Origin of the sequence: Paraburkholderia sp. HP33-1, from assembly GCF_021390595.1 — a bacterium.
Taxonomy (GTDB): Bacteria; Pseudomonadota; Gammaproteobacteria; order Burkholderiales; family Burkholderiaceae; genus Paraburkholderia.
This window is the reverse complement of sequence record NZ_JAJEJR010000002.1, coordinates 2,202,122-2,214,848: the sequence shown is the minus strand read 5'-3', so window position 1 is coordinate 2,214,848 and position 12,727 is coordinate 2,202,122. Positions and strand designations below refer to the sequence as shown.

General features: G+C 62.1%; 8 protein-coding genes. 6 read left to right on the top strand and 2 right to left on the bottom strand.

The window, feature by feature from the left end; genetic code table 11:
• Positions 1-18 precede the first annotated feature (18 nt).
• The gene (locus tag L0U81_RS26015) at positions 19-1,305 is read right to left on the bottom strand and encodes a sensor domain-containing diguanylate cyclase (RefSeq protein ID WP_233807309.1); all 1,287 of its coding nucleotides are present in this window, start codon (positions 1,303-1,305) and stop codon (positions 19-21) included.
• Between the two features lie 309 nt (positions 1,306-1,614).
• Here L0U81_RS26015 and L0U81_RS26010 point away from each other — a divergent pair, with 309 nt between their 5' ends.
• The 6 genes from L0U81_RS26010 to L0U81_RS25985 all read left to right on the top strand — a co-directional run bounded on the left by L0U81_RS26010 (position 1,615) and on the right by L0U81_RS25985 (position 9,866).
• Positions 1,615-2,997 carry an MFS transporter gene (locus L0U81_RS26010; RefSeq protein ID WP_233807307.1) on the top strand — a complete coding sequence of 461 codons (1,383 nt, stop codon included), beginning with the start codon at positions 1,615-1,617 and terminating at the stop codon, positions 2,995-2,997.
• A gap of 98 nt (positions 2,998-3,095) precedes the next feature.
• A complete protein-coding gene (locus L0U81_RS26005; RefSeq protein WP_233807305.1) occupies positions 3,096-4,007 on the top strand; it encodes a LysR family transcriptional regulator in 912 nt (303 codons plus the stop codon).
• Between the two features lie 171 nt (positions 4,008-4,178).
• On the top strand, positions 4,179-5,678 hold the full coding sequence (amaB, locus tag L0U81_RS26000; RefSeq protein ID WP_233807304.1) for an L-piperidine-6-carboxylate dehydrogenase: 1,500 nt from the start codon (positions 4,179-4,181) through the stop codon (positions 5,676-5,678).
• Positions 5,679-5,781: 103 nt separating this feature from the next.
• Positions 5,782-6,954 carry an NAD(P)/FAD-dependent oxidoreductase gene (locus L0U81_RS25995; protein ID WP_233807302.1) on the top strand — a complete coding sequence of 391 codons (1,173 nt, stop codon included), beginning with the start codon at positions 5,782-5,784 and terminating at the stop codon, positions 6,952-6,954.
• Positions 6,955-7,105: 151 nt separating this feature from the next.
• Entirely contained in the window at positions 7,106-8,314 is a 1,209-nt protein-coding gene (locus tag L0U81_RS25990; RefSeq protein WP_233807300.1) for an aminotransferase-like domain-containing protein, read from the top strand.
• Positions 8,315-8,762: 448 nt separating this feature from the next.
• Entirely contained in the window at positions 8,763-9,866 is a 1,104-nt protein-coding gene (locus tag L0U81_RS25985) for a YjgN family protein (protein ID WP_233807298.1), read from the top strand.
• A gap of 298 nt (positions 9,867-10,164) precedes the next feature.
• On the opposite strand, the gene rpoD is transcribed toward L0U81_RS25985, so the two are convergent.
• Complete coding sequence (rpoD, locus tag L0U81_RS25980) at positions 10,165-12,162, bottom strand: RNA polymerase sigma factor RpoD (RefSeq protein ID WP_233807297.1); 1,998 nt, start codon at positions 12,160-12,162, stop codon at positions 10,165-10,167.
• Positions 12,163-12,727 lie beyond the last annotated feature (565 nt).

Sequence of the window (12,727 nt, the reverse complement as noted above, 5' to 3'; positions counted from 1 at the left end):
GCAAACAAACGAACTGCGTTATCCGACTTCTACCCTGTTCCGCCCCCTGTCTTTGGCGCGATACAACGCCTGGTCAGCGCGCTTGACGATGGCGCCGACGTCATTCTCACCAGGCAGGCGTTCGGTCACGCCGATACTGACCGTAAACGGAATGGGCTTGCCGAGCCGCCAGGAATGCTCGAAGTTCTGTTGCTCGATCGTCACGCGCAAGTCTTCGGCAACGCTCGTTGCCTGTTCGATATCAAGGCCCGGCAGCGCGGCGACGAACTCTTCGCCTCCCCAGCGGGCAAAGACGCCTATGCGCCAATCGGCGTTCATGACGACCTTGGCCATGACACGGAGCACCTCATCACCAATATCGTGTCCGTAACTGTCGTTGATCTTCTTGAAGTAATCGATATCGAGGATAAAGATCGAAAGCTTGCTGTCTGACCCCAGCAGGGTTTCGACCGTGTCGCCAAATTCCCTGCGGTTTGGCAGGCCGGTCAGTTCGTCCGTCACGGCCTGCTTCTGGAGCAGGTCCATCAATCGAACGCGATCGGCGATGTCGCGAATCACGGCGGTGAATTCGATCAGCCCGCCAACGTTGATCTTCGAAATCGCGATTTCGACGGGCAGCAGGGAGCCGTCGCGATGCAGCCCATAGATGCGGTTGCGCTCGTCCATTTGCCGCGAGCGCACGGGCGAGCGGGCGAACTGATGAACGTATTGGGAGTGATTGGCGCGGTAGCGCTCGGGCAGCAGTTCCGTAATAGGATGCCCCAGCATCTCCTCGGCCGAATAACCAAAAAGATCTTCAGCGGCGCGATTGAAGAGCGTGATGCAGTGCTGCTGATCGATCGTAATGATCGCGTCATAGGCGGCATCCACCACGGAGCGGAAACGCGAGGTGCTGACTTCCAGTTCGTGCGTCAACTCCATCTTCGAGGTGATCTCAAGGCCCGTCACCATGATTTCGAGCACGGAGGTTGCGCCTTCGATGTGGCGCAGCGGCTTCAACGACAGGCGCCACCAGTGGGTGCCGTCCCTCAGGTCATAGGCCTGCTCGAGCTCGCGGGCGACCCCCGATTCAAAGCATTCGCTCAGCTTCTGGCGGAATTCGGGGCGCGCGTAATTGGGAATCAGCGTGTCGAATGACGCCGGGAACGACTTGATGGCGTTGCGCTTGCCGCCCGTCATTTGCATGAAATGGTCGTTGCAGGCGGAAACCTGAAGCTGCCCCTTCTCATCGCGCCCGATGATCGCGACGCTTGCGGCGATTTCGTCGACGATCGTCCGCATCCTGCAGGACCAGTCATCAACCATTCTCCCTCCACGGCTTTACCTGAATGCTCCGTATGCTTTCCTGGACAGCGTAGGTCGCAGTCTGATTTTTGGGAAGAATTTATTCCGGCAACGAAGGGCAAATCTATCTGACCCCAAGGGATAACTGCTCGCAAGCACGACAGTGCTTTTATGCATGCAAATTGCATCACTTGCATCCCCGTTAACGAAACCAGAATACCTTCCTCCAAAAAACCCAATTCCCACCCCACGCCTCCTGTCGCACTCTTGAAGCCAAACGGCGCACGCGACCCATCCACCCGCGCAGCCGATAAAGACAGGAGACAAAACGTGCCAACCCCCATCAACTCCGGCGCCCGCCTGGACCGCCTCCCCATCACCCGCTTTCACTGGAACATCCTCGGCCTGATCGGCGCGGGCGCCTTCCTCGACGCTTTCGACATCTATCTCGCCAACGGCGCGCTCGCGGCGATGGTCAAAACCGGCTTCACGGATCTGCGGCTCGGCTCGTTCTTCATCTCCGCGACCTTCATGGGCATGATGATCGGCGCGGGCCTGTCAGGCTATCTCGGCGACCGCTTCGGCCGACGCTATTCCTATCAGGCCAATCTCGCGATCTTCGGCATCGCGTCGCTCGCCGCCTGCTTCGCGCCAGACATCTACTGGCTGATCCTGCTGCGCTTCATCATGGGCATCGGCCTCGGCGCAGAGCTCGTGGTCGCGGCCGGCACGCTGTGCGAGTTCGTGCCGCCCGCCACGCGCGGCCGCTGGACTTCGCTGCTCGCGCTGATCATCAACTCCGGTCTGCTCGGTGCGACCGCGATCGGCTATTGGGTGATTCCGCATCTCGGCTGGCGCTACATGTTTGCGATCGCGGGCGTCGGTGCGATCGTCGTGTGGTTCCTGCGGCATCGGATGCCGGAGTCGCCGCGCTGGCTCGAAACGGTCGGCCGGCTCGAAGAGGCCGAGGCGACGGTCGCGGCGATCGAGCGACAGGTCGAGGCGCGCGTCGGCAAGCTGCCGCCGGTTGCGCACGTGGTCAGTCACGAGGTGCCGGCCGCGCCGTTCTCGGCGTTATTCGCGCGCGGCATGATCGGCCGCACGCTGGTCGCCGCGCTGACCTGCATGGCGATCAACATGTCGCTGTACGGCTTCGTCGCGTGGCTGCCGACGTTCTTCGTCAAGGAAGGCCTGACCATCGTGCAGTCGCTCGGCTTCGTGCTGCTGATGTCGTTCGGCGCGCCGGCGGGAGCTGTCGTCGGTTATCTCGTGACGGACCGCCTCGGGCGACGCAACGGCATCGTGCTGTTCTCGCTTGCAACGATCGTGCTCGGCTTCGTCTACGTGCAGATGCGCGAGCCGGTGCCGATCGCGGTCGTAGGCTTCGCGCTCGTGACGACGATCTACACGGTCTGCACGCTCGGTCTGTTCGGCTATATCCCTGAGCTGTTTCCGACCGCGTACCGCTTGCGCGGCACCGGCGTGGCCGGCACGTGCGGACGCGCGGCATCGATGTCGACCCCGTATGTCGCGCTGCTGCTCTACACGCAATTCGGCGTGACGGGTGTGCTGACGATGGTCGGCGGCGTGTTGCTGTTGCTGAGCGTCGCGATCCTCGCGCTGCGCATCGAAACGAGTCGGCAGACGCTCGAAGAAATTTCGCCCGATGCCGAGCTGATGCCGCAAGAGGAAATCATGCAAGAGTCGGCTTAGCCCATACACGTTGATTCGGAGCTTTCCCCGGTCAAATTCCCCCGCACCCGGTTAAGATGAAAGTTCGTTTCGCGGATGCTCCGCCAGCAGCTTTCATCATGCACTTCGATTTCGTCGATTTACGCCTGCTCCTGCACATCGCCGATACGCGCAACCTCGCGCGCGCCGCGGAGCGTTCGCACCTGTCGGCACCCGCCGCCAGCAACCGGGTCAAGAATCTCGAGGAGCAGCTCGGCTTCAAGCTGCTCTATCGCACCAGCCAGGGCGTGACGCCGACACCCGCGGGCGAGGCCTTCGTGCATCATGCGCGACTCGTGCTCGAACGCGTCGAGCATCTGGCCGGCGACATGCAGGAGTACGGCGAGGGCATCAAGGGCCACGTGCGCATCTGGGCCAACACGACCGCGATCAGCGAGTTCATGCCGGCCGTGCTGAGCCGTTTCCTGCGCGATCATCCGGACGTGAACATCGATCTGCGCGAAGTGCTGAGTGGCGAGATCGTCAAGGGCGTCGCCGATAGCGCGACCGATATCGGCATCGTCGCGGGCAACGTGCATGCCGAGCATCTGGAGATGCTGCCGTACCGCGACGATCGGCTCGTGCTCGTCACGGCCTGCGATCATCCGTTCGCCAGACAGGCGTCGGTCGATTTCTCGCAGGTGTTGAACGCGAACTTCGTGAGCCTGCCGACATCGAGCGCGATTCATGCGTTCATCATGAGCGCCGCCAATGCGCTCGGCGCGCGTCTCAAACTTCGCATCCAGGTCGGCAACTTCGAGGCCGCGTGCCGGATGATCGAGGCGGGCGTCGGCATCGGCATCGTGCCGGAGTCGGTCGCGCTGCGGCACAGAAAGACGATGCGGATTGCGATCGTCGGCCTGAACGATCCGTGGGCCGAACGCAAGCTGAAGATCTGCGTGCGGAGTCTGAAGGACTTGCCGCCGTTCGCGCGTGTGCTGGTCGACCGGTTGATGGCGGTGGCGGAGGACGAGGGCGCGGTAGAGGCTTGACGCGCGGCCGGCGGATACCCGCCGAAGTGTCGCAAAGTTTCCTTCTGGAAACGCCGTCGCCCTTTGTCAACCGGTATTTCACTCCGCAAGCATCTCCTTGCCGCCGTAAAAACCCGCGTGTATAGTTTCCGAACTTACTCTTGTTTCGTATCGGAAATTGAAGGGGTTCACATGGACGCGTCCACCATCCTCGCCGATCTCGGCATTGCCCACGCCGCGCAGGCCGGCGATATCGCGGTTCATTCGCCGATCACCGGCGAGCTCATCGGCCGTGTGGCCAGCCAGACGACCGCCGAGGTCGACGCGGCGCTCGCTGCGGGCAAAGACGCGTTCGCCGTGTGGCGCAACGTGCCGGCGCCGCGCCGCGGCGAGCTGGTGCGGCTGCTCGGCAATCGGCTGCGCGAACAGAAGCACGCGCTCGGCAGCCTCGTCTCGCTGGAGACCGGCAAGATCCTGCAGGAAGGCATGGGCGAAGTGCAGGAAATGATCGACATCTGCGATTTCGCGGTCGGTCTGTCCCGCCAGCTCTACGGTTTGACGATCGCGTCCGAGCGCCCCGGTCACCGGATGGCGGAGTCGTGGCATCCGCTCGGCACCTGCGTCGTGATCTCGGCGTTCAATTTTCCAGTGGCGGTGTGGTCCTGGAATGCGACGCTCGCGCTCGTGTGCGGCAATGCGGTGATCTGGAAGCCGTCGGAAAAAACGCCGCTCTCGGCGCTTGCCGTCAACAAGATTCTCGAAGACGCGCTGAAGGAGTTCGGTGACGCGCCGGCCGGCCTGAGCGCGTTGATCATCGGCGGCCGCGACGTCGGTGAAAAGCTCGTGGCCGATCCGCGCGCGTCGATCGTCAGCGCGACGGGCAGCACCGAAATGGGCCGCAAGGTCGGCGTCGAAGTGGCGAAGCGCTTCGGCCGCTCGCTGCTCGAACTCGGCGGCAACAACGCTGGCATCGTCACGCAAACCGCTGACCATGAACTCGCGATGCGCGGCATCCTGTTCTCGGCGGTCGGCACGGCTGGTCAGCGCTGCACGTCGCTGCGGCGTCTGTTCGTGCACGACAGCGTGTACGAGAAGACCGTCGAGCGTCTGAAGCAGTTGTATAGCCGCGTGCCGACCGGCAATCCGCTCGAGAAGGGCACGCTGATGGGGCCGCTGATCGACCGTCAAGCGTTCGAACGCATGCAGGAAGCGCTGTACCAGGCGAAGGCCGAGGGCGGCAAGGTGTTCGGCGGCGAGCGCGTCGAAGTGAAGGGTTATGAGGGCGGCTACTACGTGCGTCCGGCGATCGTCGAAATGCCGTCGCAAACGTCGGTCGTGCTGAAGGAAACTTTCGCGCCGATTCTGTACGTGCTGCGCTATGCCGAGTTCGCCGATGCGGTCGAGGCGAACAATGCCGCGCATCACGGTCTGTCGTCGTGTGTGTTCACGAGCGATTTGCGCGAAGCGGAACGCTTCCTGTCCGCGTCGGGCAGCGACTGCGGCATCGCGAACGTCAACATCGGGCCGAGCGGCGCGGAGATCGGCGGCGCGTTCGGCGGCGAAAAGGAAACCGGCGGCGGGCGCGAGTCGGGTTCGGATGCGTGGAAGGCTTATATGCGTCGCGCGACCAATACCGTGAACTACTCGTCGGCGTTGCCGCTTGCGCAAGGTATCGACTTCAATCTCGACTGAGCGCGCGAGCGTAAAACCGTGGCGCGCGCCCACACGCGCGCTTTAGCAATCCGTTTGCGCCGCCCGGCGTTCCGAAGCGGCCACGTTACTCGTGGAGTAAGGCGTGAGTTCCAAAGTCGTGATCGTCGGCGGTGGGGTGATCGGCAGCTCGGTTGCGTATTTCTTGCGGCTGTCGGATCCGACAGTCGGCGTCACGGTGATCGAACGCGATCCGACTTATGCCCGTTCGTCGTCGGCCTTGTCGGCGGCGTCGATCCGGCAGCAGTTCTCCACGCCGCTTTCCATTCAGATGTCGCTGTTCGGCATCGAGTTTCTGCGCTCGATCGGCGAGCGGCTCGAAGTCGACGGCACGCGGCCCTCGATCGATCTGCACGAAGGCGGCTACCTGTTTCTTGCGACGCCGGCGGGTCTTGCGACGCTGCGCGAGAATCACGCGTTGCAAAAAAGTCTCGGCGCGGATATCAGCCTGCTCGACGCGCACGGCTTGCAAGCGCGTTTCCCCTGGCTCTATACCGAAGACCTCGTTGCTGGCGCTTATGGCGAAAGCGGCGAGGGCTGGTTCGACGGCTACGGTCTCGTGCAGGCGCTGCGCAAGAAAGCACAGGCGCTCGGCGCGCGCTATGTCGCCGCCGATGTGACCGCGCTGCATCGCGACGGCAACCGCGTCACGCAGGTACAAACAGCGGACGGCAAGACCTATGCGTGTGACGTCGTCGTCAACGCGGCTGGTGCGTGGTCGCGCAAGGTTGCGCAGATGATCGGGATCGACCTGCCCGTCTACGCGCGGCGCCGCAGTATCTTCAACGTTACGTCGCCGGCAAAGCTCGGACGCTGTCCGCTGCTGATCGATCCGAGCGGCGTGTATTTCCGGCCCGAGGGCAATTCGTATCTCTGCGGCGTCTCGCCATCGGCCGATAACGACCCCGACGATCTGCCGCTCGACGAAGTCGATCACGCGCTATTCGACGACGTGATCTGGCCGACACTCGCCCACCGTGTGCCGCAATTCGAGGCGTTGCGCGTGCAGAACTGCTGGTCCGGCTATTACGAATACAACGTGCTCGATCAGAACGCGATCATTGGCCATCACCCGGATGTCGACAACTGCATCTTCGCGAACGGTTTCAGCGGTCATGGTTTGCAACAAGGACCGGCGACCGGGCGCGGCATCAGCGAATTGATCTTGCATGGCCGCTATACGACGCTCGATCTGAGTTCGCTGAGCTTTACGCGTGTGCTCGAAAACCGGCCGATCGTCGAGAAGAACGTGGTGTAGCCATGGGTGTAGCGCCCTAAGGGCTCATGCGGATAACGCAATAAGTAGTGCGTAGATCTCGTTTGCCGCCGAGCCCGCCGATGGCCACAATCGACGCCGATCGTCTCCGACATCTCAATCGATCTCTCGCGAAAAACAGGCGGCCGTCACCATGTTCTCATTCAATTCCGCATTCGAAGCCCCGAGCGGTTCGCCGATCCGCGAGCTTTTCAAATACCTCGCGCGGCCTGGCATGATCTCGTTCGCCGGCGGCTATCCGGCGAGTGATCTGTTCGACCGTGAAGGGCTCGATGCCGCGGCCGCGCGCGCATCGCAACAGCCGACGCTATGCCTGCAATACAGCCCGACCGATGGTCTCGCGATCCTCAAGGAACAGCTCGCGCAGCTAATGACACGGCGCGGTACACCATGCGCGCCTCAAGACCTATTGGTGACGACCGGCTCGCAACAAGGCTTCGATCTGCTGCTGCGCGTGATGGTCGCGCCTGGCGACGTCGTGCTCGTCGAGCAGCCCGCGTATCCGGCCACGTTGCAGGCGCTCAAGCTGCAACAGGCCGACGTCGTCACGGTGCCCGTCGATCAACACGGCCTCGACGTCTCGAAGCTCGCCGCATTGTTCGAAACGGGCGCGCTGCGCCGCATGCCGAAGCTGTTGTACACGGTGCCGACGTTCGCGAATCCGACCGGCGCGACGTTGTCGCTCGAACGTCGAATCGCATTGTTGAAACTGGCGGCGCGTTATCGGTTCGTGATCGTCGAAGACGACCCGTATGGTGATCTGCGTTTTGATGGCGCGGCCTTGCCTTCGCTTTTCGCGTTGAGCGAGCAGGTGCCCGGTTCGCGCGACTGGGTCGTGCATTTTTCGAGTCTGTCGAAGATCGTCGCGCCGGGATTGCGGGTCGGCTGGATGATCGCGCACGCGGAGATCGTGCGGCGTTGCGTGGTCGCCAAGCAGACCGTCGACCTGTGCAGCGCGCCGTGGACCCAGGCGATTGCCGCCGAGTACCTCGCGAGCGGCGCGCTGGAGCTGCATCTGCCGCGCATTGTCGATGCATATGCCGTGAAATGCCGCGCGCTGTGCGATGCGCTCGACATGCATCTCGCGCGGCACATCGCGTTTCATCGTCCGGCGGGCGGCATGTTCGTGTGGGCGCGTCTGAACGCGGCGCATGATGCGTCCGACTATCTGCGCGTGTGCATCGAACAGAACGTAATGTTCGTGCCGGGCGTCGCGTTTTACAAGGATGCGGTCGATAGGGCTGCGCTGCGTCTGTCGTTTGCCGCGCCGGGTGTCGAGGATATCGAAACGGGCGTGTGCCGAATGAAGCGCGCGCTCGAGCAGAACTTCGAGGGGCAATAAAACCTGAATCGCATCGACACAGTCAGCGGAGTGTGGCGGATTACCCGGCGAGCATCTAAGTGCAGCCGGGTTTTTTTATTTGAATGCCCAAAGCTGTGATGATTCAATAGAAATTACCGCATTCTTTTCTAATTTCGAGATTATGCAATTTGAATAATTTCTCGCGTCGCGAGATCTCGCAATGGAATTGGTCGATTTATATGCGGAGATACCGTTTATAAAGACAAGAAGCCGTGTAATTATCGTGCTTGCCGGCCGGCTTCCGTTTTGCGTGATGCCGTGAGTGTCTGAAAGACAGGTTTCACACGGGCTCGTGCGACACGAGCCGGCCTTCGCACGGGAAAGCGCCGTCGCCCGTTGCGTTCGCGCACGCATGGCGCTGCAAGTGCCGCACGAGTAAGCGTGAGTGGGCCACAAAAACGCTAAATGAGAAAAAGAGGGCAACACAATGAATTTACTCGACGAGAAGCGGCCGTTGCTGATCTACGACGGCAAGCTCGGCGATCTCTATGGGATCTTTTTCAGAAACCTCCTGCTGCAAATCGTGACGCTTGGTATCTACCGCTTCTGGGCGACCACGAATAGCCGCCGCTATATCTGGTCGCACATGCGTTTTCAGGACGAGCGCTTCGAGTACACGGGCACCGGGGGTGAGCTATTCAAGGGCTTCCTGATTGCGATCATGGTCGTGTTCAGCGCGATATTCGCGGCTGGCGTGCTGAGCGTGGTCTTGCGCGTGCAGACGAACAGCGTGGCACTCGGTGCGCTGCCGGTGATCGCGTTGTATCTGCTGATAGTCGCGTTGGCGGCGGGCGCGTTTTTCGGCGCACAACGCTATCGGTTGAGCCGCACACGGTGGTGCGGAATCCGCGGCGGCATGACCGGCTCGGCGCTCGGCTACGGCGTGCGCGCATGGTCGTATGCGCTGTTGTGCGTTCTCACGCTTGGCCAGATGACGCCGTGGGCATCGATGCGTCTCACGGAGTGCCGCATCAACGCGAGCAGCTTCGGTAGCCTGGCGTTTCGCTTCAAGGGGCGCGCGTGGGTCGTCTACGGTCTGTTCTTCGTGACGTTCGTCGGCGTGGTCGTGTTATTTGCCATGTTGTTCATGGTGTTTCTGAAGAGCGCTCTCGCATCGATGCATGTCGGCCACGTGCCGGGAGCGGGTCAGGCGCCGTCGCTGAGCGCGCTCGGATCACTGTTTCTGTTTTGCGCGCTGTTCTTCATCGGCACGATGTTGATCCGCGGCTTTTATGTCGCGGCGCTGGCGCGCCATGTGATGGGTAATACGTCGCTCGGCTCGCAGTTGCGTTTCGGCAGTAACGTCAGCGTGTCACGTCTGCTCGGTTTTCAGTGCGGCAATCTTGCGATCGTCGTGTTTACGCTCGGCTTCGGCGCGCCGATCGTGCTGCATCGGCTGATGCGCCTTGCCGCCGACACGTTGCAGGTTTCCGGCTATCTCGATCGGCACATGCTGGGTCAAAGCGCCGTGCCTGAGCCGCGGACCGGCGAGGGCATGCTGAACCTGCTCGATCATGGTGGTGTCTTCTGAGATTGGCGTCGCGTCGCAGGCACCGCGCGACGCGCGTCCGACGGCGGCGCGGGCAGGAAATGCAATACGCTCAATGGGTTAGCGCGGTCGCTCGCAGGTTGTCCACAAGCTTGTACCCAAAATCTGTGGACAACAGGGGAGAAGCGGAGCGGAGTATTCGCGCGTGTGAAGGCGTGCGGGAAATGGACGGCACAAAGCAAACAGCGGGACTCACCGTCGACCGGTTCATCCCGCTGCTTGTGTATGACGAGGGGGTGGCGACTTGCCGTGCAGCGCGCACGGCAAGCGCGAGAGGCGCTTAGCGGTCGAGGAACGACTTCAGACGATCCGCCCGGCTCGGATGCATGAGCTTGCGCATTGCCTTGCTCTCAATTTGACGGATCCGCTCGCGCGTCACGTCGAACTGCTTGCCCACTTCTTCGAGCGTGTGATCCGACTTCGTGTTGATGCCGTAGCGCATGCGCAGCACCTTCGCTTCGCGCGGCGACAGCGAGTCTAGCGCGTCGTCGATCGCGGCACGCAGGTCGGCCTGCATCGCGGCATCCGCCGGCGACGACACGGCCGCGTCTTCGATCATGTCGCCTAGCGTCGCATCGCCGTCGTCGCCGACCGGCGTTTCCAGCGACACCGGCTGCTTCGCGATCTTCAGAATGCCGCGCACCTTCTCTTCCGACAGTTCCATGCGCTCCGCGAGCACCGCCGGATGGGCTTCCTGGCCGGTCTGCTGAAGGATCTCGCGCGAAATGCGGTTCAGCTTGTTGATCGTTTCGATCATGTGCACCGGCACGCGGATCGTGCGCGCCTGATCTGCGAGCGAACGCGTGACGGCCTGACGCACCCACCACGTCGCGTACGTCGAAAACTTCCAGCCACGGCGGTATTCGAACTTGTCGACGGCCTTCATCAGACCGATGTTGCCTTCCTGGATCAGGTCGAGGAACAGCATGCCGCGGTTCACGTACTTCTTCGCGATCGAGATCACGAGACGCAGGTTCGCCTCGATCATCTCGCTCTTGGCCTTGCGCATCTTCGATTCGGCCGCGACCATCTGGCGGTTGATCTCTTTCAGATGCTTGAGCGGCAGCGACACCGTCGCTTCGATGTCGATCAGCTTTTGCTGCTCGGACTGGATGGCCGGCAGATGACGCTCGAGCGCAGCGCCATAGGTCGAAGCGCCGGTGCGCGCGGCACGCTCGGTCCAGCCGAGGTCGGTCTCGGTACCCGCGAACGTCTCGATGAACTTCTCGCGCGGCATGCCGGCCTTCGAGACGACGATCTGCAGAATGTTGCGCTCGATCGCGCGCACTTGCGCGACCTGGTGTTGCACGTCGCCGCACAAACGGTCGATTGTGCGTGCGGTGAAGCGGATCTTCGCGAGGTGTTGTTGAATGTCTTCGCGTGCGCGCTGATAGGCCTTCGAGGTGACGTCGCCGCGCGTGTGCGCCGCGTTCATCTGGTCGTACAAAATGCCGACCTGGGCGAAGATTTCGAGGCAGTCGCTCGTAAGCTGCTTAAGGCGAGCTTCGTCCGCCGCCGACGAATCGGCCGGGCCGACGTCGTCGTCTTCTTCGTCTTCGCTTTCTTCTTCGGCTCCGGTGTCTTCGTCGGCATCCGCGTCGGCGCTTGCGACTTCTTCCGCGGCGGCCGTCTCTTCATTCAGACCGTCGACGAGTTCGTCGATGCGCAACTCGCCGTCGGCGACCTGCTGCGCGCTCGCGAGGATCGCGGAGATCGCGAGCGGGCACGCGGCGATCGCCTGCACCATTTCGTGCAGGCCGTCTTCGATGCGCTTCGCAATCGCGATTTCGCCTGCGCGTGTGAGCAGCTCGGTCGCGCCCATTTCGCGCATGTACATACGCACGGGGTCGGTGGTGCGGCCGAACTCGGAGTCGACGGTCGACAGCGCGACTTCGGTTTCCTCGTCCGCCTGGTCGTCCGACACGACGGCCGGGGCGTTCGAGTTGAGCAGCAGCGTTTCCGCGTCCGGCGCCTGCTCGTAGACCTGCACGCCCATGTCGCTGAACGCGCTGACGATGCTGTCGATCGCGGCCGTTTGCGTGAAGTTGTCGGGCAGGTGGTCGTTGATCTGCGCGTGGGTCAGGTAGCCTTGCTCTTTACCCAGCTGGATCAGTGCGCGCATGAGGCGCTGGCGCTCTTCGGCTTGTTGCGGGGGCAGATCGGCTGCCACGGGGATCGCTTTGCCGGCGCCCTTGCCCTTGGCCGAGCGGCCGGACGGAACTTTGGCGGTGAAGGCGGCGGTTTCGTGTTGCGAGTCTTCGCGATCAAAAGGGTTCACGTATTTTCCTCTAGAGGCTTCGCTATGAGACGCAAGACGCTACCGTCAGGCGTTTCGAGCAGGGCTCAGCATCACCTGATGTGACTCAACGCGGTTGTTGGGCTGTGCTCTGGGGAGCAAAAAAGATGAGCCCGCTCGAAGCGGGCCGATGGACATGCGAAATTTTGCGCGGCTCGCATTATATACGAGCTTCGGGGTTCGCGCTCATTGACGCACATCAAATCGTCGTGGCTGTTGCTCTCGCGTGAATGTGTGAGGATGCGCGGGTGTGTGGCCCATGTACTTGCGCGCGGCTCATCATTGTAGGTAGGGGCGCGTCGTTGCTTTTGCAAGGGGGCTCGATGTCTTCTTCCTATACATATGTGGAGTCGCATCCTCGACTGCTGTCCCCGAAAGAAATTCGCGGAAGGGGCTTGACGTGTTGTCGATCACTCTCCATAATCTCGTTTCTCTGCTGCAGACGCAGCGACGCAAACGAAGCGGTGCCGGGTGGTTCAGGTGCGGCGGGTGGTGCGGACCGATCTTTAAAAACTAACAGCCGATAAGTGTGGGCGCTTGATGCGCA